This window comes from Kitasatospora sp. NPDC088160 (assembly GCF_044741445.1).
Classification (GTDB): Bacteria; Actinomycetota; Actinomycetes; order Streptomycetales; family Streptomycetaceae; genus Kitasatospora.
The window spans coordinates 43,769-70,195 of sequence record NZ_JBIUSS010000019.1; the positions used below are offsets into that span (position 1 = coordinate 43,769).

Genomic DNA, 26,427 nt, shown 5'->3' on the forward strand with positions numbered 1-26,427 from the left:
CGACTTCCTGCGCTGCGGCCACCTCGACACCCTTCAGTCGGGCAGGTTCCCGTCGCCCCCCAGGTTGGCGACCATCCGACGCAGGACGTCGATCGTGGTCGCGAACTCGGCCGCGCCGATGCCCTCGTGCGTCTGCCGGTGCACCCGCAGATTGCGCTCCCGCGCCCGGAGGCGGCCGGCCTCCCCCGCCTCGGTCAGCGTCATGGCCCCCGCCTCCTCCGTCAGCCACCCCCGGGCGACGAGGTCGTCGAAGACGCCGCCGAAGTCGATCCCGAGGTCCTCGTACCTCGCCAGCCGCTCGACCAACGCCGCCCGGGTCCACCGGCCCGGATCTCCGGCCACGTGGTTGAGCGTCCACCAGTGCGGCTGCGTGAGGTCCTCCACCGCCAACTGCGCACGGAGGGCCCCGACCACCCGCCGGCACGCCTCACCGCTCCACGCGCCGATGGGCTGGGCGGCCAGCTCCTCCTGCGAGTACTCCCGGACTGCCATGTCCATTCGCCCCCCTCAAGCGATCACCGGAACACGGCCACCGTAGAACCTCAACCGCCCTTGAGATCAAGGCTGGTTCAGAAGGCGGCCGCCCGGATCAGGCACCTGTGGCGGCAGGCACCCCGGCGCCCTACCGGTCCTCGGCCGTCCGCGCCAGCAGCGCGATCTCGGCCGCCACCGCCTCCGGTTCGGCCGCGACGCTGACGTGGGCGACGCCGTCCAGCCCGGAATGCGTGCCGACCCGCACCGCCCGCTCGGCGTTGCGCAACAGGTCGAAGTCGTTGATGTCGTTGCCGAAGGCCGCGTACGCGCCGATGCCCATCGACGTCAGGGCCTCCCACTTCGTCGTGGAACCGGGCGCGAAGTCGATGATCGCCTCGTCGAGGTGGTGGTTCACCATCAGCCCGAGCCCCCGGCCGGCCTCGGCGAGTTCCGCCATGTCCGACGCCTCGACGACCAGGAACTTCACCACCTCGGGCAGCTCGGCCAGCTCCACCCGGCTCGCCAGGCCGCCCTGGTCGACGCGGCCCCGGATCGGGTGGTCCACCGGCCCGGTGTACGCGTAGTCCCAGGGCCCGTCCGCGAGATAGCCCGCCTCGTAGCGCGCGACCGCCGCCATCAGCCCGCCCAGCACCGCCGGTTCGAACACGGCCCGGGCCCGCACCTGCCCGTCGACCGACACCAGGCTCCCGTTCCCGCCGATCAGCATCGCGGCCGGGAAGGCGCCGTCGAGCACCGGCAGCATGTCCCGAACCGGCCTGGCCGACGCGAAGACCACCCGGTACCCGGCCCGCTCGCACTCCCCGATCGCCGTCAGGATCCGACCGTCGATCGTCCGCCCGTCGAAGCAGAGCGTGCCGTCGAGATCGAAAACCACCGTGCGGGTGCGAAGGTTGATCATTCCCGGATGATATCCGTCCGTTCGGAGCCCGCGATGTGATCCCCTCGACGCCGCCCCCGACACCCGTTCGACCGCGATCGCCACCGGTGCTCCGACCTCCCGAAAGCCGCTTGCCGGGCGGGCGACGGCCCCCGTACCGTCGCCCGACATGACCCCGACCCTGCGTACCGAGCGCCTGCTGCTCGACCCGTACGTCCTCGCGGACGAAGAGGACTTCGTGGCGCTGTTCCAGAACCGGCAGGTGTCCCGGTGGATGGGCGACGGCCCGCAGTCCGAGGCCGAGGACCGGGCCCTGTTCGGCCGCGTCTTCACCCAGGTCTACGCCTCGAACCGGTTCGACGTCTGGGCCGTGCGGCACGACGGCCGCCTCGTCGGGCACGCCGAGATCAAGCCCACCACCGCGGTCGAGGGCTTCGAGATCGTCTACGCGCTGGCCCCGGAGGCGTGGGGCCGCGGCCTGGGCACCGAACTGGCGGCCGCGATCGTCGACTACGGCTTCACCGCCCTGGGGCTGGCCGAGGTGCACGCGACGGTCGCCGACGCCAACCTCGCTTCGCTGGCGTTGCTGGGCAGGATCGGCTTCCGGCACGTCCGCGACATCACGGAGGACGACGGCAGCACGACCCGCCTGCTCACCCGGGGCCGCGCCGATGCCTCCGGGGCCGCCTCGCCGTAGCTTTCCCGCCGGAGCAGAAACGCCGAGGCCGGAAGGACTGAGGCCGGAAGGACTGAGGCCGGAAGGCCGGAACGAACGCTCCCCCGATCGGGGGAGGACCCCCACGAGCTGCGCCGCAATACTGGTGATCATGATCAGGGGAATCCGGCCGCTGCTGCGCGGCTCCACGTACTCAGGCGTACTGTTCGCCTTCCTCGGCGCGCTGGCGAGCCTGCCGCTGCTGCCGTTCGCGATGCTGCCGATGATGGCCTGGCCGTCCGGCCCCTACCTCGCACGGGCGGTGCTCACCCTGCTGGCCTGGGCGGCGCTGCTCGCCGTGGTCGGGCTGGCCCGCACCACCCGGCGGGTGCTGATCGGCGGCGCCCGCCGGCTGCTGAGGGTGCCGCTGCCGGACCCGGTGTCCGACACCCGGGCGGCGGACACCCCTGGCACCGACCGCTGGCGCACCCCGCTGTGGCTGCTGCTGCACGTGGCACTGGGCTGGGTGGGGGGCCTGGTGAGCCTCGTCCTGCTCGGCGCGGCCGTGGCCCTGCCGGGCGGCTGGGTCTCCGGTGATGCCCGGCTGAGCTGGCCCGGCCGGTCGGTGCAGGTGACGGGCGTCTGGAGCTGGGTGGTGGCGGCGGCCTGCCTGCTGCTGGCGCCGGTGGTGTGCGCGGCGGTGGCGAGCGCCCTGCGCGGTCTGGCCCCGAAGCTGCTGGGGCCGTCGGCGGCCGAGCGGCTGGCGATGGCGGCGGAGCGGGAGCGCCGGCTGGCCGAACGCAACCGGCTGGCGCACGAGTTGCACGACTCGATCGGGCACACCCTGACGGCGGCCACGATCCAGGCGGCGGTGGCGGGCGAGGTGCTCTCCGCCGACCCGGTGGCGGCGCGGGCCGCCATGCGCAGCATCGAGGAGTCGACCCGGGCCGCCCTGGAGGACCTGGACTACGTGCTGGGTGCGCTGCGCGAGGAGGAGTCGGGGGCGGCCACGGCCCGGACCTTGGCCGACCTGCCCGAGCTGCTGGACCGGTTGCGGCACGCCGGCGCGGTGGTGGAGCCGGAGCTGTCCGGCGAGCTGGCGCAGGTGCAGGGGACGCTCTCCCGGGCGGCGTACCGGATCCTCCAGGAGGGGCTGACGAACGCGCTGCGGCACGGAGCCGGCGGCCCGATCGAGGTCCGGGTGGCGGCCGGGCCGGACACCCTGGAGCTCAGCGTGGTCAACCGGACCGGGACGGGTCCGCGCCAGGGCGCCTTCCCGACGTCCGGCCACGGCCTGCCGGGCCTGGCCGAGCGGGTCCGGCTGCTGCACGGCGAGATCGAGGCCGGGCCGGACGGGCCCCAGGCCTGGCGGCTGGCCGTGCAGTTGCCCGTGCGGTTGTCGGCATGACCGGCCCGGACCCCACCGACGCCCCGAGCAACGCCCCCGTCACCCTCCTGATCGCGGACGACGACGAGGTGACCCGCAGCGGCCTGCGCACCCTGCTCGCGGTGCAGCCGGGGATCACGGTGGTCGGGGAGGCGTCCGACGGCGTCGACGCGGTCGACCAGGCGCAGCGGCTGCGGCCGGACGTGGTCCTGATGGACGTACGGATGCCGCGCCGCAACGGGATCGAGGCCACCCGGCAGCTGCTGGCCGAGTCGGCCGCGCCGCCGAAGGTCGTGGTGATCACCACCTTCGAGAACGACGGCTACGTCACCGCCGCGCTCAGCGCGGGGGCGAGCGGGTTCGTGCTGAAGCGGCTTCCGGTGCGGCAGATCGCGGAGGCGGTGCGGGTCGCGGCGGCCGGGGAGGCGATCCTCTTCCCGGCGGCGCTGCGCCGGATGGTCTCCGCCCGCCCGCTGGACTCCGCCGAGGCGCTGCCCCGGGCGGCGTTGACGGTGCGGGAGGAGGAGGTGCTGCGGTCGATGGCCACGGGCCAGTCCAACCCGGAGATCGCGGAGTCGCTCAGGGTGAGCCTGGAGACGGTGAAGACGCACGTCGGGAACGTGCTGACCAAGCTCGGCGCGCAGAACCGGACCCACGCCGTGGTGATCGCGTACGAGTCCGGCCTGGTGGTGCCGGGGCTCGCCGGCTGACCGGCCGCCCCGACGACCCCCTCACCTCCCGGTCAGGAATCCAGCTCGCCGAGGAAGTCCAGCGCGATGGCCCAGGCCCGCTCCGCCGCCTCGGCGTCGTAGTCGGCCAGCTCGGTGTCGGTGAACAGGTGCCCGGCGCCCCGGTAGCGGTGCACCTCGACGTCGGCCCCGGCCCGCCGCATCCCCAGGTACCAGGCGTTCAGCCAGTCCTCGGTCTCGAACGGGTCCGGCTCGGCGACGTGCAACTGCACCGGGATCTCGGTGGCCGCGTCCTCGCGCAGGTCGGAGGTGCCGTGCAGGAGCAGCAGGCCGCGGGCCTTGTCGTCGGCGAGGGCGAGGTTCTGCGCGAGCGAGCCGCCGAGCGAGAAGCCCGCGTAGACCAGGCCGCCGTCCGACAGCGGAGCGGCGGCGGTGACGGCCCGGCGCAGCAGTTCCTCGCTGCCGCCGACCTCCTCCTGGTACGCCAGTCCGGCCTCGATGTCGTCGAAGGTCCGCCCGTCGTACAGGTCCGGGGTGTGCACGGTGTGCCCGGCGGCGCGCAGCCGGTCGGCGGCGGCGTGGATGGCGGGGCGCAGCCCGAGGGCGGAGTGGAAGAGGACGATCTGGGCCACGGTCGGGGTCCTTCGGCAGCTGAGGGCGGGTACTCCCCCATGATCCCGCATGATCCGGCGACCCGACTTCCCCGGCCGGCCCGCCCCGACTTCCCCGGCCCGCCCGCGCCGAACCGCAGCCCCCTTCCCCTCCACGACGGGTCGTCAGGTCACCTGATTTACCTACGCTTTACTAGCGGGTAACCTTCCGGACGTGAACGATCTTGTCCATGACATGACCCCCGCCCACCCGCGCCGCCGCCAGGTCCTGAAGGCCGGCGCGCTGGCCGCCGGCGCGACCGCCGCCCTCCCGATCACCCTCCCCACCCCCGCCGAAGCCGCCGAGCCGGCCCAGGCCGCCGGAGCCGCCCAGGCCCCCGGAACCCCCGAAGCCGCCCCCCGCTTCCTGCACGGCATAGCCTCCGGCGACCCCCTCCCCGACGGCGTCCTGCTCTGGACCAGGGTGACGCCCCGCCCCGAGGCCGTCCCCGGCTCGGGCCTCGGCCCCGACACCGAGGTCCGCTGGGAGCTGGCCGCCGACCAGGCCTTCACCCGCGTCGTCGCGAGCGGCACGGTGACCGCCACCGCCGCCGCCGACCACACCGTCAAGGCCGACGTCCGCGGCCTGACCCCGGACACCCCCTACTGGTACCGCTTCACCGCCACCGCCACCGCCGGTACCGGCACCGCCGCCTCCCCCACCGGCCGCACCCGCACCACCCCCGCCACCGACGCCGCCCTCTCCCGGCTGCGGTTCGGCGTCGCCTCCTGCGCCAACTGGGAGGGCGGCTACTTCTCCGCCTACCGCCACCTCGCCGCCCGCGGCGACCTGGACGCCTTCCTCTTCCTCGGCGACTACATCTACGAGTACAAGACCGGCGAGTTCTGCGCCCGCGGCACGGTCGTGCGCCCGCACGCCCCCACCCACGAGATCCTCACCCTCGCCGACTACCGCACCAGGCACGGCCAGTACAAGACCGACGACGACCTCCAGGCCCTGCACGCCAAGCTCCCGACCATCGCGATCTGGGACGACCACGAGTTCGCCAACGACGCCTGGTCCGGCGGCGCCGAGAACCACACCCCGGGCACCGAGGGCGCCTGGGCCGACCGGATGGCCGCCGCCAAGCAGGCCTACTTCGAGTGGATGCCGGTCCGGCCCTCGATCGCCGGCACCACCTACCGCCGCCTGCGCTACGGCAAGCTCGCCGACCTGCACCTGATGGACCAGCGCTCGTTCCGCTCCCAGCAGGCGAAGACGGGCAGCGGTGCCGTCGACTCGGCCGACCGCACCCTCACCGGCCGAGCCCAACTGGACTGGCTCAAGGCCGGGTTGTCCGCCTCCGACACCACCTGGCGGCTGATCGGCAACGAGGTGATGATCTCCCCGGTCGCCTTCCTCTCGCTGCCCGACTACCTGCTGCGCCCGCTGGCCAAGCTGCTCGGCCTGCCCGGCGAGGGCGTGGCGGTCAACCCCGACCAGTGGGACGGCTACACCCACGACCGCCGCGAGCTGCTCGGCCACCTCAAGGCGAACGGCATCACCAACACCGTCTTCCTGACCGGCGACATCCACTCCGCCTGGGCCGCCGACGTCCCGAACGAGGCCGCCACCTACCCGCTGTCCGGCAGTGTCGCCACCGAGTTCGTGGTCACCTCGGTGACCTCCGACAACGTCGACGACCTCCTGAAGGTCGCCCCGCAGACCGTCTCACTGGCGGCCGGCACCGCGATCAGGACGGCCAACCCGCACGTCAAGTGGGTCGACCTGGACTCGCACGGCTACGGAGTCCTGGACATCACGCCCGAGCAGACCCAGATGGACTACTACGTCCTCTCCGACCGCACCCGCAAGGACGCGACCAGCAGTTGGACCCGCTCCTACCGCACCCGCACCGGCACCCAGCGGATCGAGCGCGCGAACGCCCCGATCGCCTGACCCCACCCCGGGCCCCCACGCCGGGCCCCACGTCTGTCACCCGGGCCCGCCGCACCCACGCGGCGGGCCCGCAGCACGACGGCCCTACGACACCACGTCCTTGCGCGCGAACCCCCGGAACGCCAGCGCGAGCAGCACCGCCGCGTACGACAGCGACAGCGAGACGCCCTGCACCATGCCGCCCCACTCCAACTGCGGCTGCAGGGCGTCCGCCCAGGCGTACTGCCAGTGTGCGGGCAGCCACTCCCGCAGGCCCCCCAGCGCCGTGACGGCGTCCAGCACCCCGGTGATGATCGACGCGAACACCGCCCCGCCGACGGCGCCCAGCGGCGCGTCCGTCGCCGTGGAGAGCCAGAACGCCAGCGCGGCGATCACGATCTCGGCGAGGAACACGTAGGCCGCCGCGACGGCCAGCCGGGGCAGCGCCTCCCCGGCCGAAAGGCTGGCCCCGGTGGGCAGCTTGAGGTCCCCCCAGCCGTACGCGGCGGTGCCGACGACCAACCCGATCAGCGGCAGCATCACCACCGCCACCGCCGAGAACGCCAGCCCGACCGCGAACTTGCGGGCCAGCAGCCGGGCCCGGGGCACCGGCGCGGCCAGCAGGTAGCGCAGCGAGGACCAGCTCGCCTCGGAGGCGACCGTGTCGCCGCAGAACAGCGCCACCGGGATGACCAGCAGGAAGCCGGTGCCCACGAACAGCATGGTGGCGGCGAAGTTGGGCCCGGACGCGGTGGCCAGGTCGATGAAGGTGGTCCGGTCGGGGCGGCTCGGGGTGCCGCCGATCTGGAACGCGGCCAGCATCACGAACGGCAGGGCGGCCAGCACCGCGCCGATCACCAGGGTGCGGCGGCGCCGCAGTTGGCGCATCGCCTCCACCCGCAGCGGCAGCGTCCGGCCCGCCCGGTACCCCTCGGCGTGGTCCGCCGACACGACGCCGCTCGCGCCACTGCTCACATCGCTGCTCACGTCACCGCTCACGTCACCGCTCGCCCCACCACTCACGCCACTGCTCACGCCGCACCTCCGATCAACGACAGGAACGCGTCCTCCAGCCGCCGCTGCGGCCCGGCGCTCTCCACCGGCACGCCGAGGCGCACCAGTTCGGCCAGCAGTTCGTGCGCCGCCAGCCCGTCCAGGCGCACCAGCAGCCCGCCCTCGACGGCCTCCGCCGACCCGACCCCGGCCAGCGCGCCCACCTTCTCGACGACCGACCCGGGCTCGTACCCGGCGGGCACGCCGAGGAACAGCAGCTCGCCCGCACCGACGATCTCGCCGACGGCTCCGGTGGTGATCAGCCGCCCGCGGTCCATCACCACCAGGTCCGTGCAGCTCTGCTCGACCTCGGCGAGCAGGTGGCTGGAGACGATGACGGTACGGCCGGCGGCGGCGTACCGGATCATCACCTCGCGCATCTCGCGGATCTGCGGCGGGTCGAGCCCGTTGGTCGGCTCGTCGAGGATCAGCAGGTCCGGCATCCCGAGCATGGCCTGGGCGATGGCGAGCCGCTGCCGCATGCCCTGCGAGTAGGTCCGCACCGCGCGGTCGAGCGCCTCGCCGAGACCGGCGATGGCCAGCGCCTCGTCGAAGCGGGCGTCCGCCTCCGGCCGACCGGTGGCCTGCCAGTACAGCCGCAGGTTGGCCCGGCCGGTGAGGTGCGGCAGGAAGCCCGCGCCCTCGACGAAGGCGCCGACCCGGGAGAGCACCGGTGCGCCGGGGCGCACCAGGTGGCCGAAGATCCGGATCTCACCCGCGTCGGGCCGGATCAGGCCCATCAGCATCCGCAGCGTGGTGGTCTTGCCGGCGCCGTTGGGCCCGAGCAGGCCGAGCACCTGCCCCTGCTCCACCCGGAAGCCCAACTCCCGCACGGCGTAACGGTCCTGAGCGCCCTTGTAGCGCTTGCTCAGGCCGGTGATCTGCAACGGCACCCCGGCCAGCGCCGGATCGTACGCCGGCCCGTCGCCCGCCCCCCGCCGACGGCGGCGCAGCAGCCGGGGCGACAGCACCAGGCCGAGCGCCACCACGACGGCCGCCAGCGGCAGCAGCCAGGTGCGCGCGGGCAGCGGCGTGGCCTCGGTGACGAGTTCGTCGTCGGTCGGCACGGTGAGCGCCCCGGCCGGCGCGACCCGGTAGGTGGCGGGCTCGACGGGCGAGGCGTACGCGAGGTCGGTGGCGGCCAGGACGAGCCGCAGCCGGTGCCCGGCGGCGAAGGTGTGGTCGACGGCGGGCAGCGCGACCGTGACGGTGCGGCCCGCGTCGGCGCCGGTGACCCGCAGCGGGGCGGCGAGCTGCTGCGGGAGCACGGCCTTGCCGTCCGGGCCCACGTCGTACAGCTTGGCGAAGAGCACCGCGTCCGGCCGGTCGGCGCGCACCTGGACGGGCACGGTGGGCTGCCCGGTCAGGTGCAGCGGCTGGTCCAGCGGCGCGGAGTCGAAGGCGGCGTGCTGGCCGGGGAAGTCGAGCGACAGCCCGGCGCCCAGCGAGGCGGCCTGGCTGAGCGCGCCGATCCCGGGCAGCGTCGAGATCCCCGGCGGGGCCCCGCCGGGCGGGTTGGCGATGGTCTGCTCACCACCGGCCAGTTCGACACCGTGGGAGCCGGTTCCGCCCAGGCCCGGGTAGCGGTCGGCGGAGGCGCCGCGCAGCACGGCCTGGAAGCCGGTGGAGTCGACGCCCCCGGTGCGGGTGACCCGGAACGCGGGGCCGGTGTCGTCGCCCTGCCCCTTCAGGTAGTGGTCGAACCAGGCGGTCACCCGGTCGTCGACCCGGGCGCTGGTGTCGGTGCCGCCGTCGTGCCCGCCGGCGAACCAGTCCACCGAGACCGGCGCCCCGTTGGCCGCGACGGCCCGGGCGATCCGGTCGCCCTGGTCGAGCGGGAACAGCGAGTCCTGCTGGCCCTGCACGACCAGGGTGGGCGCCTTGAGCTGCGCGGCCACCGAGGACGGGCTGGAGCGGTCCAGCAGCGCGACGGCCTCCGGGTCGGCGTGCCCGGCGGTGGCGACCCGGTCGTACATCTGGCAGAGCGACTCCAGGAACCGCCCGCAGCCGACCGGCCCGCCCGCGGCGTCGCCGCCCTGCCCCGGCCCGCCCTGCCCGGCCCCGCCGCCGCGCGGCGCGCCGCCGGAGGGCCCGAGGTCGCCGGCCGCGCCGGTGGTGAAGAAGATCCCGGCCCAGAGCTTCTTGAACACGCCGTCGACGGCGCCCGAGCCCTGCACGCCCTGCGGGAACAGCGCGTCGGCGAGGTTCCACCAGGTGATCTGGGTGGCCACCGCGTCGATCCGGTGGTCGTACGCGGAGGCCAGCAGCGAGACGGCGCCGCCGTACGAGGCACCGGTGATGCCGACCCGGGGGTCGCCGGGCCCGTCGAGCTGCACCTCGGGCCGCTGGGCCAGCCAGTCCACCAGGTGCTTGACGTCCTCGACCTCGCGGTCGGGCGCGTTGAGGCCGATCTTCCCGCCCGAGTGCCCGAAGCCGCGTGCCGACCAGGTCAGCACCGCGTAGCCCTGCCGGGCCAGCTGCTGGGCGCGTTCGCGCTCGCCGTCCTTGGAGCCACCGAAGCCGTGCGCGAGCAGGACCGCCGGGCGCGGGGTGCTGCCGGTGGTGAAGAAGGAGGTGTCCACCTGGACCTGCTGGTCACTGCCGGGGGTCTCCGGCATGGCGAGGAAACGGTCCTCCTGATGGACCGCCGGCTCACCGCCGGACGCCACCGTCGCCGTACCGACCCCGGCCACCACCACCAGGGCCACCGCACCGGCCACCACCCTGCGCCGCACCGTCGTACCCCGGCTGCGCCACCGGCGCCACGCCCCACCGAACTCCATGGGGGCTGATCGTATCCGCCCCCCGGGTAGGCGTCCGATAAGGCCACCGCCGAAGCCGCCGCTTCCGCCCCGTTCACCCCGTTGCGCCCTGGTACGGCACGGGACGACGGAGATCCCCGCACCCCACCAGGGGTACGGGGATCCACAGGGCGCGCCCTACAGCACCCGCGTCATCGTCCGATGCGGTATCCCCGCGTCCTCGTACACCGGGCCCTCGGCCGCGTACCCCAGCCGCTCGTAGAACCCCAGCGCCCGCACCTGCGCGTGCAGTTCCACCTCGACGGCGCCGCGGTCGAGCCCGGCCGCCTCGATCGCCCGCACCAGCTGGGCCCCGAGCCCGGTCCTCCGGGCCGCCGACACCACCGCGAGGCGTCCGAGCAGCACCCTGCCCTCGACACCCCCGGTGAGCTTCAGCGCCTGCTCCCCGAAGATCAGCCGTCCGGTCCCGAGCGCGGTCCCGTCCGCCGCCACGGCCAGCAGGTGCACCGAGGTCGCGTCGTACTCGTCGTACTCCAGCTCCTCCGGCACGTTCTGCTCGACGATGAACACCTCGCGCCGCACGTCCCGCACCAGCGCCAGGTCCGCGGCGCCCGCCGCGGTCCGGATGGCCGCCGTCATCTCAGCTCTCCGACGAGATGATGTCGAGCGCCTTGCGCAGGTCGGGCGAGTACTCGCTGGAGAACTCGACCCACTGCCCGTCCGCCGGGTGCTCGAAGCCGAGCGACACGGCGTGCAGCCACTGCCGGGTCAGCCCGAGCCGCTTGGCCAGCGTCGGGTCGGCGCCGTAGGTCAGGTCGCCCACGCAGGGGTGGCGCAGCGCGGACATGTGGACCCGGATCTGGTGGGTGCGCCCGGTCTCCAGCTTGATGTCGAGCAGCGAGGCCGAGCGGTAGGCCTCGATCAGGTCGTAGTGGGTGACGGACGGCTTGCCGTCCTTGGTCACGGCCCACTTCCAGTCCGAGCTGGGGTGCCGCCCGATCGGCGCGTCCACGGTGCCGCTCAGCGGGTCCGGGTGCCCCTGCACGAGGGCGTGGTAGCGCTTCTCGGTGATCCGGTCGTGGAACTGCCGCTTGAGGTCGGTGTACGCGCGCTCGGACTTGGCGACGACCATCAGCCCGGAGGTGCCGACGTCCAGCCGGTGCACGACGCCCTGGCGCTCGGCGGCGCCGGAGGTGGAGATCCGGTAGCCGGCCGCGGCGAGCCCGCCGATGACGGTGGTGCCGGTCCAGCCGGGGCTGGGGTGGGCGGCGACGCCGACCGGCTTGTCGACGAGCACGATGTCCTCGTCGTCGTGGATGATCCGCATGCCCTCGACCGGCTCGGCGATGATCCGCACGGGGGCGGCGGGGGCCGGGATCTCGACCTCCAGCCAGGAGCCGGCGGTCACCCGGTCCGACTTTCCGGCCACGGCGCCGTCGAGCGTCACCTTGCCGTCGGCGGCCAACTCGGCGGCCTTCGTCCGGGAGAAGCCGAACATCCGGGCGAGGGCGGCGTCGAGGCGCTCGCCCTCCAGGCCGTCGGGTACGGGGAGGCTGCGGATCTGCGCTGCGGTACTCACCCGTACGAGTATGCCGGAACCGCGGCCCTCCGCCGCCCGCCCGACCGCCCGGGGGCCCCTGCTACTCGGTCTTGCCGCCCTGCTGGTGGACGGTGCCGTCCGGGTTGCTGCCCCGGAAGGAGAGCAGCACGACGAGGATTCCGCCGCAGACGATCGCCGAGTCGGCGAGGTTGAAGACCGCGAAGTGCTGGACGGAGATGAAGTCGACGACGTGCCCGCGGAAGACGCCCGGCGAGCGGAACAGCCGGTCGGTGAGGTTGCCCAGGGCCCCGCCGAGCAGCAGCCCGAGCGCGATCGCCCAGGGCAGGCTGTACAGCCGGCGGGCGATCCGCCAGATCACCACGATGACGGCCGAGGCGATCATCGTGAAGACGACGGTCAGCGCCTGCCCCATGCCGAAGGCGGCGCCGGAGTTGCGGATGACCTGGAAGGTGACGACGTCCCCGATCACCTTGATCGCCGCGTGGTTCTCCAGCCGGGCCACGACCAGCAGCTTGCTGCCGAGGTCGATCAGGAAGGCGAGCAGCGCGACGACCATCAGCACGCCGACCCGCCGACGGCCCTTCGGCGCCTCCGCCGTGGCCGGGGCGCTCGCCTCGGTGGGCCCAGCAGGCTCGGCGGGCTCGGTGGACTCGGCCACGGCCACCTCCACGGCTTCGGCGGGGGTCGGGACGGCGTCGTCCCGCGTCTGGGGGGAACCTTGCGTACTGATGATCCGCTCCGCTGCCGGTGGAGCTCCCCCGGTTGGAGGTGGGGGAGGGTGGGCCCATTGGTCGCCGTACCGGACACCTCCGAACCGGACGTGTCCCGAGGATTCAGGCGACGTTACGGGGTCGAGCGTACGGCAAGCCCGACCCCCTGCGCCGCCCCGGTCGGCCGCGTCAGCGGCGTTCCTGCTTGGCCTTGCACTGCACGCAGAGCGTGGCCCGGGGGAAGGCCTGCATCCGGGCCTTCCCGATGGCCTGCCCGCAGGACTCGCAGGTGCCGAAGCCGACGCCCTCCAGTCTGGTCAGGGCCCGCTCGGTCTGGGCGAGGCTGTCCCGGGCGTTGTTGGCGAGCGCGAGCTCGCTCTCCCGCGAGATGTTCTTCGTACCGGCGTCCACCTGGTCGTCACCGGCTCCGTCGTTGGAGTCACGCATCAGGCCGGAGATGGCCGCCTCCGCGGCGTCGATCTCGTTCTGCAGCCGCTCCAGCTCGCTGATGAGCTCGGTGTGCAGCTCGTGGACCTCGTCGGTGGTCCACGGGTCCTCGCCGGGCCGGACCGGCAGCGTGGCCGGGTCCACCGACTCGGCGCCGCGCGGCACGGTGACGGTGTCGGTGCTGCTCTTCTGCCGTGCGGTAGTGGTCACGGTCCCCTCCCCTGGATCGGCCGCCACGGCCTTGCGTGCCCGCTTGGTGGCGGTACCCGCGCCGGTTGCCTTCTCAGCCATGGCTTCGACCCCATCTACGAACGAATCGAGCCGCCGGTTCCCGGCGGCCTCCAGTGCCGGAACGATAATCCCGATCAAAACCGGTCACAACATGACATTCCGACGCCCCATGATGACCCCACCCAGGCAGCCGCCCCAGCCGCCACGCCCCGCGCGCTGACCAGACTTGTGCCCAGATCACCCCCGCCTAACCACCACCGCCGCCGGCCCCGGAGCGCCCCGGCCGTCCACCGCGGGGAAAAACGATTTGGACAAACCGACTCGCCCGGCCGATACACTGGCCCTGCAAGGCGCAGATGGGACGAGTACCGACGTACGCAGCCACCAGCGACCCGGGGACGGTGCGAGCCCGGGGGTGTGCACGGCGGGAAGATCACCCCGGAGCCGCCGGAAGAACGGCCGCCCGCCACCGCGCGGGCCGGCCCACTAGACCCGGCAGCAAGCCCAAACAAGAGGGCCGCAGCAGCACCGCGGCCAAGGAGGGTGGTACCGCGGGGCGGCTCGCCGTCTCGTCCCTCCGTCGGATCCCGTTCACATCCGCCGGAGGTATGACGCCCGCGATGAGCACCTACAACTCCGTCCCCGCACAGGTGGACCTGCCCGCCCTCGAACACCAGATCCTGTCGTTCTGGCAGGACAACAAGATCTTCCAGCGCAGCCTGGAGCAGTCCGAGGGCCGCCCCGAGTGGGTCTTCTACGAGGGCCCGCCGACCGCCAACGGCATGCCCGGCGCCCACCACATCGAGGCCCGCGTCTTCAAGGACGTCTTCCCCCGCTTCCGGACGATGAAGGGCTACCACGTCGCCCGCAAGGCCGGCTGGGACTGCCACGGCCTCCCGGTCGAGCTCGCCGTCGAGAAGGAGCTGGGCTTCTCCGGCAAGCAGGACATCGAGGCGTACGGCATCGCCGAGTTCAACGCCAAGTGCCGCGAGTCGGTGACCCGCCACACCGACGCCTTCACCGAGCTGACCACCCGCATGGGGTACTGGGTCGACCTCGACGAGGCCTACCGGACGATGGACCCGTCGTACGTCCAGTCCGTCTGGTGGTCGCTCAAGCAGATCTTCGACAAGGGCCTGCTGGTCCAGGACCACCGGGTCGCCCCCTGGTGCCCGCGCTGCGGCACCGGCCTGTCCGACCACGAGCTGGCCCAGGGCTACGAGACCGTCGTCGACCCCTCGGTCTTCGTCCGCTTCCCGCTGACCAGCGGCCCGCTGGCCGGCCGGGCCGCGCTGCTGGTCTGGACCACCACCCCGTGGACCCTGGTCTCCAACACCGCCGCCGCCGTCCACCCGGAGGTCACCTACGTGGTGGCCACCGACGGCGAGGAGAAGCTGGTCGTCGCCGAGCCGCTGCTCGCCAAGGCCCTCGGCGAGGGCTGGGAGGCCACCGGCGAGTCCTTCACCGGCGCCGAGATGGAGCGCTGGGCCTACCGCCGCCCGTTCGACCTGGTCGAGATCGAGAACGCGCACTACGTCCTCAACGCCGACTACGTCACCACCGAGGACGGCACCGGCATCGTCCACCAGTCGCCCGCCTTCGGCGCGGACGACCTCGCGACCTGCCGCAGGTACGGCCTGCCGGTGGTCAACCCGGTGCTCGCCGACGGCACCTTCGCCCCCGAGGTCCCGCTGGTCGGCGGCCAGTTCTTCAAGAAGGCCGACGAGGCCCTGGTCGCGGACCTCAAGGAGCGCGGCCTGCTCTTCCGCCACCTCCCGTACGAGCACAGCTACCCGCACTGCTGGCGCTGCCACACCGCGCTGCTCTACTACGCGCAGCCGTCCTGGTACATCCGCACCACCGCGGTCAAGGACGCCCTGATCCGGGAGAACGAGGCCACCAACTGGTACCCGGAGAACGTGAAGCACGGCCGCTTCGGCGACTGGCTGAACAACAACATCGACTGGGCGCTCAGCCGTAACCGCTACTGGGGCACCCCGCTGCCGATCTGGCGCTGCGAGGAGGGCCACCTCACCTGCGTCGGCTCGCTGGCCGAGCTCTCCGAGCTCACCGGCACCGACCAGAGCGAGCTCGACCCGCACCGCCCGTACATCGACGACGTGACCTTCGCCTGCCGCGAGTGCGGCGGCGCCTCGACCCGGGTCCCCGAGGTCATCGACGCCTGGTACGACTCGGGCTCGATGCCCTTCGCCCAGTACGGCTACCCGTACCAGAACAAGGAGCTGTTCGAGAAGCGCTACCCGGCGCAGTTCATCTCCGAGGCGATCGACCAGACCCGTGGCTGGTTCTACACGCTGATGGCGGTCGGCACCCTGGTGTTCGACAAGAACAGCTACGAGAACGTCGTCTGCCTGGGCCACATCCTGGCCGAGGACGGCCGCAAGATGTCCAAGCACCTGGGCAACATCCTGCAGCCGATCCCGCTGATGGACCAGCACGGCGCCGACGCCGTCCGCTGGTTCATGGCCGCCGGCGGTTCGCCCTGGTCGGCCCGCCGGGTCGGCCACGGCACCATCCAGGAGGTGGTCCGCAAGACCCTCCTCACCTACTGGAACACCGTCGCCTTCCAGGCCCTGTACGCCCGCACCGCCGGCTGGTCCCCCTCGGCGGCCGATCCGGCCCCGGCCGACCGCCCGCAGCTGGACCGCTGGGTGCTCTCCGAGCTGAACACCCTGGTCCGCGAGGTCGACGCCGCCTTCGAGGCGTACGACACCCAGCGCGCCGGCAAGCTGCTGTCCGGCTTCGTCGACGACCTGTCCAACTGGTACGTCCGCCGCGGCCGCCGCCGCTTCTGGCAGGGCGACGCGGCCGCGCTCGCCACCCTGCACGAGGCGCTGGAGACGGTCACCCGCCTGATGGCCCCGATGACCCCGTTCATCACCGAGCAGGTCTGGCAGGACCTGGTCGTCCCGGTCGCCGCGGACGCCCCGGCCTCGGTCCACCTGGCCACCTGGCCGCAGGCGGACGAGTCGCTGATCGACACCGACCTCTCCCGGCACATGGCGCTGGTCCGCCGCCTGGTGGAGCTCGGCCGGGCCACCCGCGCCGAGTCCGGCGTGAAGACCCGTCAGCCGCTGTCCCGCGCGCTGATCGCCGCCCAGGGCTGGGACGAGCTGCCCGCCGACCTGCGCGCGCAGATCGCCGAGGAGCTCAACGTCTCCACCCTGGAGTCGCTCGCCGAGGTCGGCGGCTCGCTCGTCGACACCAGCGCCAAGGCCAACTTCCGCGCCCTGGGCAAGCGGTTCGGCAAGGGCGTGCAGGACGTCGCCAAGGCGGTCGCCGCCACCGACGCCGCCCGCCTGGCCGCCGAACTGCGCGCCGACGGCGAGACCTCGGTCGAGCTGAACGGCGAGCCGGTCACCCTCTCCCCGGACGAGGTGGTCATCACCGAGACCCCGCGCGAGGGCTGGGCCGTCGCCAACGAGTCCGGCGCCACCGTCGCCCTCGACCTGGCCATCACCCCGGAGCTCAAGCGGCTCGGCGTCGCCCGCGACGCCATCCGCCAGATCCAGGAGGCCCGCAAGAACTCCGGTCTCGACGTCGCCGACCGGATCGTCCTGCGCTGGCGGGCCACCACCGAGGAGACCGCCGAGGCCATCGCCGAGCACGGCCCCCTCGTCGCCGAGGAGGTCCTGGCCACCGACTTCGCCGCCGGCACGGCCGACTGGGACTCCGAGACCTTCGCCGACGAAGCCCTCGGCCTCGCCTTCCAGCTCCGCAAGGCCTGACCGACTCCGAAGCCGCCGTCACCCCGCCCGGGGCGACGGCGGCTTCGCCGTACCCGCGCGCCCCCGAAGCGACGTCACCACCCCGCGCGCCCGTCCCCCACCCTCGTCCGCACCACAGCAGAGCGCCCCCTGTTCGACCCGCGGGTCGAACAGGGGGCGCTCTCAAAAGGCCTCGCTACAACCTCAGTTGTCGCCGTCCTCGTCGATCAGGAAGCCCCGCATCGGCGCCGGAGCCTGCTGCATCGGCTGCGGAGGCTGCGGGCGGACGGCCGCCATCGGCTGCGTCATCCCGGCCGGCTGCATCTGCGGCGCGCCGGTGTTGCCACCGGACGCCTGACCGCCGAAGCTCGGCGCCGGCGGGTTGCCACCGAAGGAGCTCTGCCCGCCGAACGACGGCGCGTTGCCGCCGAAGGCCGGCTGGTTGCCACCGAAGGCCGGGGCACCGCTCATCGCACCGGCACCGGCCGGAGCCATCGACGAGGCCGCCGGCGGCAGCGACGCGGTGGCGGGGATCCGCGGCGGGGCGAGCGAGTCGTCGGCCTGCGACTCCAGCTGGCGCAGCTGGGTCTCCAGGTACGACTTGAGGCGCGTCCGGTACTCGCGCTCGAACGCCCGCAGGTCCTCGACCTTGCGCTCCAGCGTGGCGCGCGCGGACTCCAGCGAGCCCATCGCGACGCGGTGCTTCTCCTGCGCGTCCCGCTCCAGGGCGTCGGCCTTGGCACGGGCGTCGCGCTCCAGGCCCTCGGCGCGGCTGCGGGCCTCGCCGACGATCTTGTTGGCCTCGGAACGGGCCTCCGAGATCGCCTGGTCGGCGGTCTGCTGAGCGAGCGCCAGGACGCGGGCGGCACTGTCGCCACCGGGGCCCTGCTGCTGCATGGGGGCACCCATGGGGCCGCCCATCTGCTGCTGCTGCGGGCCGCCCATGGGGCCGCCCATCGGCTGCATCTGCTGCTGCTGGCCCATGCCCTGGCCCATCGGGTTGCCCATCTGCTGCGGGCCACCGGGGCCGCCCATGGGCTGGAGCATCTGACCGCCCATCGGCTGGACCAGCTGCTGCTGGCCGCCCATGGTCTGGTTCATCTGCTGCTGCGGGCCGCCCATCTGCTGGGGGCCGGCGGGGAGCTGCGGGGCGCCGGAGGGCAGGCCGAGCGGCTGGTTGCCCATCTGCTGCTGCTGCGGGCCGCCCATCTGCTGCTGCTGCGGACCACCGGGGCCCATCTGCTGCTGCTGCGGGCCGGGGCCCTGCTGGCCGGGAACCGGCGGGCCGGATATGGCGGCCGGAACGGGGGCGCCCGAACGGGCGTCCTGCGGCGGCTCCTTCCGCATGTTCGCCTGGTTCTGCGCGGCGGCGCGAGTCGCGGCGGCCAGCTTGGCGCGCAGGTCCTCGTTCTCGCGAAGCAGGCGGGTCAGCTCTCCTTCGACCTCGTCGAGGAAGGCATCGACCTCGTCCTCGTCATAGCCTTCGCGCAGGCGGACGGTCGTGAACTGCTTGTTCCGAACGTCCTCGGGGGTCAATGGCATCTCTTCACCTCAACGTGATCGTCGGCACACCGGCATCCTGTCGCATCGCTCACCTACGACTAGGGCCGCACAAGCGAGATCAGGACATACACAATGATCATCAGTACGAAGAAGGACAGGTCGAGCGCCACGCCCCCGAAACGCAACGGCGGAATGAACCGCCGAAGAAGCTTGAGCGGCGGATCCGTGACAGTGTACGTGGCCTCCAGGACCAGGACCATGGCCTTGCCGGGCCGCCACGAACGCGCGAACTGGAAGACCCAGTCCATGACCAGTCGCACGAGCAGGAACACCAGGAAGACGGTCAGGGCGTAGTAGAGCACCGCCCACACGATGTCCATCGCGTTTCCCTCTCCCCGGTTCCGGGCCCTTGGGCCTGCCGCTCGTCACCTGTCGCTAATCCACTGTTGATCAGATCCACACGTAAAGTCGTGGCCGGGTCAGCTCTGGTTGAAGAACCCACCCTCGGCGATCCGAGCCTTGTCCTCCGCCGTGACATCGACGTTAGCAGGCGACAGCAGGAACACCTTCTGTGTCACGCGCTCGATACTGCCGTGCAGACCGAAGACGAGTCCAGCGGCGAAGTCTACGAGTCGCTTCGCGTCGGTGTCGTCCATCTCGGTCAGATTCATGATCACGGGGGTCCCGCCACGGAACTGTTCCCCGATGGTACGGGCCTCGTTGTAGGTCCGCGGGTGCAGCGTGGTGATGCGGTAGGGCTCTCGTTCGTTCACTACCTTGGGCATGATCACCGGGGCGCTCTTCTCCAGGTTGTGGCGGCGTTCGGGTGTGATGGACGACACTGGGGCCATCCTCGGGGTCTCCTGCCGGATCGGCACCGCGGCCGGGACCGGCTGCGGAGTGATCGAGGAGACCGGGGCGGGCGCGGCGGCCGGCCGGGGGATGTCCTCGGTCCGCTGTCCCGTTCGAATCGGCTCGGGGTCCGCGTCGTAGTCGTCGTCAGGGTCGTACCCCTGACCGTCGTACGTCTCGTCCTCCACGAGGCCGAGGTAGACCGCCATCTTGCGCATTGCGCCGGCCATGCTCCTGTCTCCTCCGCTCATAGCCACCTCGCTGGCGCTCGGTGGCGGCTTCGCGAAACGCGCACCTTCCGATGGTCGCTCGCTCTGCTCGCTCCGTGCGGACCGACTCCGTCCCGGCGGCCAGGCCGTGCGGCCCTGCCTGCGGATTCCGCGGTCCACCCACGACGGCCCGTCAGGCCGACGGCCGGTCAGAGTTCGTGGGGTGGGGGCCGCGGAGCTGCGATCCACGGTTCGCTAGCGCTCCGAGGAGCTGCTAGATTCTGTCCTATTTTGTCCTGCAGTCTGATCTACTACCCGGTGACGTTACCTGAGGGGTGACCTCACTCCGAGTACCGCCGTTCCGACGCGCACATGTGTCGCCCCGGCGGCAATCGCCTGCTCAAGGTCACCGCTCATTCCCGCGGAGACCATGGTGGCAGCAGGATGGGTCGTGCGTACTGCGGTTGCGATTTCCGTCAGCCGCTCGAAGGCACGGAGCGGGTCTCCGGCGAGCGGACCGGCCAACGGAGCGACGGTCATCACACCGTCCAGCCGCAGTCCGGGCGTGTCGGCAATCGCGTCCGTGAGTTCCGCGACGTCCTCCGGGGCGACGCCGGCCCGGTGGGCCCCCTCGCCGTGCTCCTTGTCCAGGGCCACCTGCACCAGGCAACCCAGCTCCGGGCGCTCGGACTTGAGCACCGCCGCGGAGAGCGACCCGACCAGCCGCAGCCGGTCCACCGAGTGCACGTGGTTCGCGTACCGGACGACCGAGCGGACCTTGTTGGTCTGCAGCTGTCCGACGAAGTGCCAGTCAAGAGGAAGGTTTCTGCACTGCTCTGCCTTGGGTGCGGCGTCCTGGTCGCGGTTCTCCGCGACATCCGTCACACCCAGTCCGGCCAACAGCGCGGTGTCCTCGGCGGGGTAGGTCTTGGTGACGACGACCAGGGTGACCTCGTCGCGCGGCCGTCCGGCAGCCGCACAGGCGTCGGCGATCCTCCGCTCGACCACGTCGAGGTTGGTCCCCAGCTCCTCGTACCGGGCCCGCTGCCCCTCCGTCAGGGTCTCCAGCCAGCTCTGGTCGGGAAGGCCGCCGCGACTCCCCGGGAACGGTCCGTAGATGTCGTTCGTCATCAATGATCAGAGCCCAACCAGACGTAGCTCGCGAGCCGGCCGGTGCGCTGCTCGCGGCGATAGGAGTAGTGATCCGCGGATTCGAGGGTGCAGACCGGTGACCGCACCAACCCGGTGACCCCGGCGGCGGCCAGCTGGGCCGCGACCCCCTCGGCCACGTCCAGCGCCGGTGTTCCCCAGGAGGTCTCGGCGAACGCGGCGGGCACCACCGCGGCGACCTCCGCCCGCAGGCCGGCCGGCACCTCGTAGCACCGGCCGCAGACCGACGGGCCGGTGGCCGCGGCGATCCGGCCGGGCTCGGCCCCCAGTTCGACCATCGCCCGCAGGACCGCGGGCACCACCCCGGCCGCCAGCCCGGGCCGGCCCGCGTGGGCCGCGCCCACCACACCCGCCACCGGGTCGGCCAGCAGCACCGGAGTGCAGTCGGCGGTCAGGACGGCGAGCGCGAGCGGCCGGTCGGTGACCACCGCGTCCACCGTGGGGGCGTCCCCCGGCGACTGGCGCTGCGTCACCACGGCGACCCGCGCGCCGTGCACCTGGTTCATCCAGACCACGTCGGCCGGGTCGAGCCCGAGCTCGCCGGCGGCGATCGCCCGGTTCTCCCGGACGGTCTCCGGGTCGTCCCCCACCGCCCCGCCGAGGTTGAGCTCCCCGTACGGCGAAGTGCTCACCCCGCCCCACCTGTCGGTGAAGGCGAAGTGAGCACCCGCGCGTACGGCGTGATCGATCACTTAAGGAAATCCGGGACGTCGAGCTCCTCCGCCGGGCTCTCGACGAACGGCTGCCGGACCGGCTGCACCTGCGGCGGCACCGGGGCGGTGGTCACGGTCTCGGTGGCGCGCGGCGCGGCGTGGGTCTCCCCCTCCGAACGCGACGTCACCGAGCCGATGCTCCCGTAGGACGGCCGGGTGGCCGGGCGCTCCGGGGCGGCCGGCGGCGTGGCCGACGCGGCGGGGGTGGCCTTGACCACCGGGTCGCGGACGATCGCCGGCGGCTGCCCGCCGTCGAAGCCGGCCGCGATGACGGTGACCCGGACCTCGTCGCCGAGCGCGTCGTCGATGACCGCGCCGAAGATGATGTTGGCCTCGGGGTGCGCGGCCTCGCTGACCAGCTGGGCCGACTCGTTGATCTCGAACAGGCCGAGGTCGGAGCCGCCCGAGATGGAGAGCAGCACGCCGCGGGCGCCGTCGATCGAGGCCTCCAGCAGCGGCGAGGAGATCGCCATCACGGCGGCCGCCTTGGCACGGTCCTCGCCGCGGGCCGAACCGATGCCCATGAGCGCCGAACCGGCCTCCGACATGACGGACTTGACGTCGGCGAAGTCGAGGTTGATCAGGCCGGGGGTGGTGATCAGGTCGGTGATGCCCTGGACACCGGAGAGCAGGACCTGGTCGGCCGAGCGGAACGCGTCGAGCACGCTGACCTGGCGGTCCGAGATGGACAGCAGCCGGTCGTTGGGGATCACGATGAGGGTGTCGACCTCTTCGCGCAGGCTCGCGATGCCGTCCTCGGCCTGGTTGGCGCGGCGGCGGCCCTCGAAGGTGAAGGGGCGGGTGACCACGCCGATGGTCAGGGCGCCGAGCGAACGGGCGATGTTGGCGACCACGGGCGCACCGCCCGTGCCCGTGCCACCACCCTCACCCGCGGTGACGAAGACCATGTCGGCCCCCTTGAGGACCTCCTCGATCTCCTCGCGGTGGTCCTCGGCGGCCTTGCGGCCGACCTCGGGGTTGGCGCCGGCGCCGAGGCCCCGGGTGAGTTCACGGCCCACATCGAGCTTGACGTCGGCGTCGCTCATCAGGAGGGCCTGCGCATCGGTGTTGATCGCGATGAACTCGACGCCCTTGAGACCGACCTCGATCATCCGGTTGATGGCGTTGACACCACCGCCGCCGATTCCGACGACCTTGATGACTGCGAGGTAGTTCTGCGGTGCTGCCACGTCGAAGGCCTCTCGCCTCGAATTTCCGGGTCGGCCCGACCCGACGGGGGATCGTACCGACGGATGTCGATGGGTAGGGAGCCTGGTTTCCGACTGAATGTCCGAAATGCCGACCGCCGACCCCAACCCTAAACTTGACCTTTAGGGTTAGTCCTGTGCCTCCGTCACATCACCAGGGGGCACAGTCTGGTGACACAGGACACTAGGTGGCTCCAGGCACGTGTTTCAACGAACACGCCGAGCTTCCCCTTTTCTTTTGAGCCTATGTGATCATCGGCCGGCACATGAAACCGGGGTGACCACCAAGGGTCGGGCCGACACTTCACAGCGTCAACCCCTCCCTCAGGCACAGAACCTACCGGATCATCCCGACACCGCCGGCGCCTCCGGCGCACTCACGTCGAAGTTCGAGCCCTTCTGAGCCATCAACGCGACCAGCGTCCGGGCCTTGCGGTCGGTCTGCTCCGGGCTCCCCCAGCGCACCGTCGCACCCCCGCTGAGCTGCAGCTGAATATCGTCGTACGAGTGCACCAGCACCGCTCCGGCCCGCTTCGCCACCTCGGGCGGCAGTCCGGCGGCCACCGACACCGCGCCCTGAACCAGCTGCGAACGGGAGATCACCCCGTCCGCGTCCTTGGCCTGCTGACTGAGCCGCAGTTCCACCACCGGCACCCCCTCCGGCGGGGCCGCCTCGGTGGCGAAGCTCACGCCGGCGGCGTCCACCTGGGTGAACTGACCGTCCTCCCCCTTGACGGCGGCCACCGCCGTGCGCTGGACGACCTTCACCCGCAGGGTGTGCGGCCAGCCCCGCCACACCTCGGCCTTCGCCACCCGGGGGATCGCCTCCACCCGGCGCTGGACGGCGTCCAGGTCCACTCTGGCCAGCGGGCCGTCACCGATCCCGCCGATCGCCTCGCGGACCTGGTCCGCCGTCAGCTTCTCGTCCTTCGGCCCCTGGACCGCGACCTCGCGCACGTCCAGCACCGAGGAGAAGAACACCACCCAGGCCAGCACGCCCAGCACCGCGGCGCCGAGCACGCTCAGCACCACGATGCCCCGCCGGGAGAGCCGGAGCCGAGGAGCGGACTCCTCGGCCTCCAGCTCTTCCTCCAGCGGGTCGGCGAGCCGGCCGTCAGCCACGGCGGCGACCGCCGCGGGAGGCCTGGATCGCCTCGTAGACCATGCCGACCAGCAGGTCGTCGGCGTCCCGGCGGCCGAACTCGGCGGCGGCCCGGCTCATGTCCCACAGCCGCTGCGGGTCGGTGAGCACCGGCAGCACGTTCTGCAGCACCCACTCCGGGGTCAGCTCGGCGTCGTCCACCAGCAGGCCGCCGCCGGCCTTGACCATCGGCTGGGCGTTCAGCCGCTGCTCGCCGTTGCCGATCGGCAGCGGGACGAACGCGGCGGGCAGCCCGACGGCGGCCAGCTCGGCGACGGTCATGGCGCCGGCCCGGCAGAGCATCAGGTCCGCCGCCGCGTAGGCGAGGTCCATCCGGTCGACGTACGGCACCGCGCGGTACGGCGGCATCCCGGGGATGTCCTCGACCTGCGGCAGCTCGTTCTTCGGGCCGACGGCGTGCAGGATCTGCACGCCGTACTGCTGGAGCCGCGGGGCGATCGCGGTGACCACCTCGTTGAGCCGGCGCGCGCCCTGGGAGCCGCCGGAGACCAGCAGGGTGGGCAGCCGCTGGTCGAGGCCGAAGTAGTGCCGGGCCTCCGGCCTGGCGGCGCCCCGGTCCAGGGTGGCGATGGTCCGGCGCAGCGGGATGCCGATGTACCGGGAGTCACGCAGCTTGCTGTCCGGCGTGGAGACCGCGACGAAGTCCGTGTAGCGGGCGCCGATCTTGTTGGCCAGGCCCGGACGGGCGTTCGCCTCGTGCACCACGATCGGCACGCCGGCCCGCTTGGCGGCCAGGTAGGCGGGCATCGCGACGTAGCCGCCGAAGCCGACCACGGCGTCCGCGTTGACCCGCTCGATGATCTCCTGGGCGGCCCGGACGGTGCCGCGCAGCCGGCCGGGGACGGTGATCAGCTCGGGGGTGGGCTTGCGGGGCAGCGGGACGGCCGGAATCAGCTCCAGCTGGTAGCCGCGTTCCGGCACCAGCCGGGTCTCCAGTCCGCGTTCGGTTCCCAGGGCGGTGATCCCGATGGACGGGTCGTGCCTGCGGAGGGCGTCCGCGAGGGCCAGCGCCGGCTCGATGTGACCGGCGGTCCCCCCGCCGGCGAGTACGACATGCACCGAAATTCACCGCTCCCTGCGTGCCGGCCCCGGGGCCGGGCGCGCTGTGGTTCGTCGTCGTGGCAGCACCCGGGCCAGTCGTCTCCTGATCCGGGAGTTCTTGCTCCGGGCGGCCAGCGCCGCCTTCGCGCCCGAGGTGCTGCGCGCCAGGCACAGCAGCACACCGATCGCGGACATGGCCGACAGCATGGCGGAACCGCCGTAGGAGAACAGCGGGAGCGGGACGCCCGCGATGGGCAGCAGTCCCAGCGCCGACCCCAGGTTGATCATGGCCTGCGCCATGATCCAGGTGGTGGCGGCTCCCGCGGCGTACCTGACGAAGGGGTCCTTCGTACCGATGGCCACACGGATACCCGCGTAGCCTAGTGCCGCGAAGAGACCGATCACCGACAGCGTCCCCACCAGGCCCAGTTCCTCGCCGGTCGCGGCGAAGATGAAGTCGGTGTGCGCCTCGGGCAGCTGGCCCCATTTCTCCACGCCGGCACCGAGACCGGTGCCGAAGCCTCCGCCGAGCGCGAACGAGTACACGCCGTGCAGCGCCTGGAAGCAGGCCCCGTCCGGGTCGGGCTTGGTGACGCCGATGCAGCCCAGGCGCTCCGCCCGGTGCGGGACGGTGATCACCAGCGCGGTGCAGACGACCACGGCCACCCCGACGGTGGCCACGAACAGCCGCAGCGGCGCGCCGACCATCCAGAGCAGCGCGAACAGCATCGCCACCAGGATCATCGAGGTGCCCATGTCGCCGCCGAGCATGATCAGCGCGAGCAGCAGCAGGGCGCCCGGCACCAGCGGGACGAGCAGGTGCTTCCAGGTGGTGAGGGTGCCGGCCTTCTGCTTGCGGGCGAGCAGGTCGGCGCCCCAGAGCACCAGCGCGAGCTTGGCGAACTCCGAGGGCTGGAACTGGAAGAAGCCGAAGTCCAGCCAGTTCTGGTTGCCGTTGATCCGCACCCCGATGCCGGGTACGGCGACCAGCGCGAGCGCGCCGATCACCCCGAACATCACCGGGTAGACGATCACCCGCAGCACCGCCAGCGGCACGGAGGCGAAGCCGATCAGCAGGACCAGGCCGAGGATGGCCGCGATCAGCTGCTTGAGGAAGTAGTACTGCGCCGAGTGGTGCTGGCCCAGGGCGAGGATCTGCGAGGCCGAGAAGACCATCATCAGGCCGAGCACCACCAGCAGCAGCGTCGTGCCGATGACGAGCAGGTAGGGCGTGAGCGGCCGGTCCAGCCAGTACCGCACCCGGTACCGGAAGGCCCGTACCCGGGCCAGCGGTCCGGCCGACTTGTACTTGGTCGTGGTGGCCGAGATCACGCGCCACGGCTCGGCGGCCTCCCGCTCCGGTGCTCCGGAACCCGCCCTGCCCTGCCCAGCCACTCCCCGCTCACTCTCTCTTCACGGCTCACCCGCCGCCGGGCCGATCCGGC

Annotated in this window: 23 protein-coding genes; 5 read left to right on the forward strand and 18 right to left on the reverse strand. The window is 72.5% G+C overall.

Annotated features, from left to right (window positions below):
* Positions 1 to 33: 33 nt before the first annotated feature.
* Both ACIOGZ_RS27525 and ACIOGZ_RS27530 read right to left on the reverse strand, forming a co-directional pair.
* Positions 34 to 498, reverse strand: a complete 465-nt coding sequence (locus ACIOGZ_RS27525) for a MarR family transcriptional regulator (protein WP_363582892.1) — start codon at positions 496 to 498, stop codon at positions 34 to 36.
* A 124-nt stretch (positions 499 to 622) separates the two neighbouring features.
* The gene (locus tag ACIOGZ_RS27530) at positions 623 to 1,393 is read right to left on the reverse strand and encodes an HAD hydrolase family protein (protein ID WP_400805676.1); all 771 of its coding nucleotides are present in this window, start codon (positions 1,391 to 1,393) and stop codon (positions 623 to 625) included.
* Positions 1,394 to 1,541: 148 nt separating this feature from the next.
* On the opposite strand from ACIOGZ_RS27530, the gene ACIOGZ_RS27535 reads away from it, so the two are divergent.
* From ACIOGZ_RS27535 to ACIOGZ_RS27545, 3 genes are all read left to right on the forward strand, one after another.
* Entirely contained in the window at positions 1,542 to 2,069 is a 528-nt protein-coding gene (locus tag ACIOGZ_RS27535) for a GNAT family N-acetyltransferase (protein ID WP_400805674.1), read from the forward strand.
* Positions 2,070 to 2,199: 130 nt separating this feature from the next.
* The gene (locus ACIOGZ_RS27540; protein WP_400987801.1) at positions 2,200 to 3,435 is read left to right on the forward strand and encodes a sensor histidine kinase; all 1,236 of its coding nucleotides are present in this window, start codon (positions 2,200 to 2,202) and stop codon (positions 3,433 to 3,435) included.
* Positions 3,432 to 4,124: a response regulator gene (locus ACIOGZ_RS27545; protein WP_400987803.1), complete on the forward strand. Its 693-nt coding sequence runs from the start codon at positions 3,432 to 3,434 to the stop codon at positions 4,122 to 4,124. Before ACIOGZ_RS27540 ends, ACIOGZ_RS27545 begins: the two co-directional genes overlap by 4 nt.
* Positions 4,125 to 4,156: 32 nt before the next feature.
* Here ACIOGZ_RS27545 and ACIOGZ_RS27550 read toward each other — a convergent pair whose 3' ends face one another.
* Positions 4,157 to 4,786 carry a dienelactone hydrolase family protein gene (locus ACIOGZ_RS27550; protein WP_400987805.1) on the reverse strand — a complete coding sequence of 210 codons (630 nt, stop codon included), beginning with the start codon at positions 4,784 to 4,786 and terminating at the stop codon, positions 4,157 to 4,159.
* A gap of 163 nt (positions 4,787 to 4,949) precedes the next feature.
* Here ACIOGZ_RS27550 and ACIOGZ_RS27555 point away from each other — a divergent pair, with 163 nt between their 5' ends.
* Complete coding sequence (locus ACIOGZ_RS27555) at positions 4,950 to 6,653, forward strand: alkaline phosphatase D family protein (protein ID WP_400987874.1); 1,704 nt, start codon at positions 4,950 to 4,952, stop codon at positions 6,651 to 6,653.
* Positions 6,654 to 6,737: 84 nt separating this feature from the next.
* Here the strand turns inward: ACIOGZ_RS27555 and ACIOGZ_RS27560 are convergent, their stop codons facing one another.
* The 6 genes from ACIOGZ_RS27560 to ACIOGZ_RS27585 form a co-directional block, all read right to left on the reverse strand.
* A complete protein-coding gene (locus ACIOGZ_RS27560; RefSeq protein WP_363582904.1) occupies positions 6,738 to 7,619 on the reverse strand; it encodes an ABC transporter permease subunit in 882 nt (293 codons plus the stop codon).
* A gap of 44 nt (positions 7,620 to 7,663) precedes the next feature.
* On the reverse strand, positions 7,664 to 10,468 hold the full coding sequence (locus tag ACIOGZ_RS27565) for an alpha/beta fold hydrolase (RefSeq protein ID WP_400987807.1): 2,805 nt from the start codon (positions 10,466 to 10,468) through the stop codon (positions 7,664 to 7,666).
* 156 nt (positions 10,469 to 10,624) lie between these two features.
* Positions 10,625 to 11,086 (reverse strand): GNAT family N-acetyltransferase, encoded by a 462-nt coding sequence (locus tag ACIOGZ_RS27570; protein WP_363582908.1) that lies wholly within the window; start codon positions 11,084 to 11,086, stop codon positions 10,625 to 10,627.
* A gap of 1 nt (position 11,087) precedes the next feature.
* Positions 11,088 to 12,026, reverse strand: coding sequence for an RluA family pseudouridine synthase (locus ACIOGZ_RS27575; RefSeq protein ID WP_363582910.1), 939 nt, complete (start codon positions 12,024 to 12,026; stop codon positions 11,088 to 11,090).
* A gap of 61 nt (positions 12,027 to 12,087) precedes the next feature.
* On the reverse strand, positions 12,088 to 12,672 hold the full coding sequence (lspA, locus tag ACIOGZ_RS27580) for a signal peptidase II (protein WP_400987810.1): 585 nt from the start codon (positions 12,670 to 12,672) through the stop codon (positions 12,088 to 12,090).
* A 235-nt stretch (positions 12,673 to 12,907) separates the two neighbouring features.
* Positions 12,908 to 13,375 (reverse strand): TraR/DksA family transcriptional regulator, encoded by a 468-nt coding sequence (locus ACIOGZ_RS27585; RefSeq protein ID WP_244293330.1) that lies wholly within the window; start codon positions 13,373 to 13,375, stop codon positions 12,908 to 12,910.
* Positions 13,376 to 14,016: 641 nt separating this feature from the next.
* Between ACIOGZ_RS27585 and ileS the strand changes: the two genes are divergently transcribed.
* Entirely contained in the window at positions 14,017 to 17,145 is a 3,129-nt protein-coding gene (ileS, locus tag ACIOGZ_RS27590; protein WP_400987812.1) for an isoleucine--tRNA ligase, read from the forward strand.
* 183 nt (positions 17,146 to 17,328) lie between these two features.
* On the opposite strand, the gene ACIOGZ_RS27595 is transcribed toward ileS, so the two are convergent.
* The 9 genes from ACIOGZ_RS27595 to ftsW all read right to left on the reverse strand — a co-directional run bounded on the left by ACIOGZ_RS27595 (position 17,329) and on the right by ftsW (position 26,314).
* Complete coding sequence (locus ACIOGZ_RS27595; protein WP_400805663.1) at positions 17,329 to 18,666, reverse strand: DivIVA domain-containing protein; 1,338 nt, start codon at positions 18,664 to 18,666, stop codon at positions 17,329 to 17,331.
* Positions 18,667 to 18,725: 59 nt separating this feature from the next.
* Positions 18,726 to 19,007 carry a YggT family protein gene (locus ACIOGZ_RS27600; RefSeq protein WP_063347232.1) on the reverse strand — a complete coding sequence of 94 codons (282 nt, stop codon included), beginning with the start codon at positions 19,005 to 19,007 and terminating at the stop codon, positions 18,726 to 18,728.
* Between the two features lie 99 nt (positions 19,008 to 19,106).
* Positions 19,107 to 19,709, reverse strand: a complete 603-nt coding sequence (locus ACIOGZ_RS27605; protein WP_031071810.1) for a cell division protein SepF — start codon at positions 19,707 to 19,709, stop codon at positions 19,107 to 19,109.
* Between the two features lie 303 nt (positions 19,710 to 20,012).
* Positions 20,013 to 20,819 carry a YggS family pyridoxal phosphate-dependent enzyme gene (locus tag ACIOGZ_RS27610; protein ID WP_079135532.1) on the reverse strand — a complete coding sequence of 269 codons (807 nt, stop codon included), beginning with the start codon at positions 20,817 to 20,819 and terminating at the stop codon, positions 20,013 to 20,015.
* Positions 20,819 to 21,550, reverse strand: coding sequence for a peptidoglycan editing factor PgeF (pgeF, locus tag ACIOGZ_RS27615; RefSeq protein WP_400987814.1), 732 nt, complete (start codon positions 21,548 to 21,550; stop codon positions 20,819 to 20,821). Before pgeF ends, ACIOGZ_RS27610 begins: the two co-directional genes overlap by 1 nt.
* Positions 21,547 to 22,761: a cell division protein FtsZ gene (ftsZ, locus tag ACIOGZ_RS27620; protein ID WP_363582920.1), complete on the reverse strand. Its 1,215-nt coding sequence runs from the start codon at positions 22,759 to 22,761 to the stop codon at positions 21,547 to 21,549. Before ftsZ ends, pgeF begins: the two co-directional genes overlap by 4 nt.
* A 363-nt stretch (positions 22,762 to 23,124) precedes the next feature.
* Positions 23,125 to 23,901, reverse strand: a complete 777-nt coding sequence (locus ACIOGZ_RS27625; RefSeq protein ID WP_363582922.1) for an FtsQ-type POTRA domain-containing protein — start codon at positions 23,899 to 23,901, stop codon at positions 23,125 to 23,127.
* Positions 23,894 to 25,000, reverse strand: a complete 1,107-nt coding sequence (gene murG / locus ACIOGZ_RS27630; protein ID WP_063347235.1) for an undecaprenyldiphospho-muramoylpentapeptide beta-N-acetylglucosaminyltransferase — start codon at positions 24,998 to 25,000, stop codon at positions 23,894 to 23,896. Before murG ends, ACIOGZ_RS27625 begins: the two co-directional genes overlap by 8 nt.
* Positions 25,001 to 25,006: 6 nt before the next feature.
* The gene (gene ftsW / locus ACIOGZ_RS27635) at positions 25,007 to 26,314 is read right to left on the reverse strand and encodes a putative lipid II flippase FtsW (RefSeq protein ID WP_371516659.1); all 1,308 of its coding nucleotides are present in this window, start codon (positions 26,312 to 26,314) and stop codon (positions 25,007 to 25,009) included.
* Between the last annotated feature and the right edge of the window lie 113 nt (positions 26,315 to 26,427).

Excerpts from the sequence above, each read along its gene's own strand:
- ACIOGZ_RS27525 (WP_363582892.1), bottom strand. The coding sequence starts at position 498 with ATGGACATGGCAGTCCGGGAGTACTCGCAGGAGGAGCTGGCCGCCCAG.
- ACIOGZ_RS27530 (WP_400805676.1), bottom strand. The coding sequence starts at position 1,393 with ATGATCAACCTTCGCACCCGCACGGTGGTTTTCGATCTCGACGGCACG.
- ACIOGZ_RS27535 (WP_400805674.1), top strand. The coding sequence starts at position 1,542 with ATGACCCCGACCCTGCGTACCGAGCGCCTGCTGCTCGACCCGTACGTC.
- ACIOGZ_RS27540 (WP_400987801.1), top strand. The coding sequence starts at position 2,200 with ATGATCAGGGGAATCCGGCCGCTGCTGCGCGGCTCCACGTACTCAGGC.
- ACIOGZ_RS27545 (WP_400987803.1), top strand. The coding sequence starts at position 3,432 with ATGACCGGCCCGGACCCCACCGACGCCCCGAGCAACGCCCCCGTCACC.
- ACIOGZ_RS27550 (WP_400987805.1), bottom strand. The coding sequence starts at position 4,786 with ATGCGGGATCATGGGGGAGTACCCGCCCTCAGCTGCCGAAGGACCCCG.
- ACIOGZ_RS27555 (WP_400987874.1), top strand. The coding sequence starts at position 4,950 with ATGACCCCCGCCCACCCGCGCCGCCGCCAGGTCCTGAAGGCCGGCGCG.
- ACIOGZ_RS27565 (WP_400987807.1), bottom strand. The coding sequence starts at position 10,468 with ATGGAGTTCGGTGGGGCGTGGCGCCGGTGGCGCAGCCGGGGTACGACG.
- ACIOGZ_RS27570 (WP_363582908.1), bottom strand. The coding sequence starts at position 11,086 with ATGACGGCGGCCATCCGGACCGCGGCGGGCGCCGCGGACCTGGCGCTG.
- ileS (WP_400987812.1), top strand. The coding sequence starts at position 14,017 with ATGAGCACCTACAACTCCGTCCCCGCACAGGTGGACCTGCCCGCCCTC.
- ACIOGZ_RS27595 (WP_400805663.1), bottom strand. The coding sequence starts at position 18,666 with ATGCCATTGACCCCCGAGGACGTTCGGAACAAGCAGTTCACGACCGTC.
- ACIOGZ_RS27600 (WP_063347232.1), bottom strand. The coding sequence starts at position 19,007 with ATGGACATCGTGTGGGCGGTGCTCTACTACGCCCTGACCGTCTTCCTG.
- ACIOGZ_RS27605 (WP_031071810.1), bottom strand. The coding sequence starts at position 19,709 with ATGGCCGGCGCAATGCGCAAGATGGCGGTCTACCTCGGCCTCGTGGAG.
- ACIOGZ_RS27610 (WP_079135532.1), bottom strand. The coding sequence starts at position 20,819 with ATGACGAACGACATCTACGGACCGTTCCCGGGGAGTCGCGGCGGCCTT.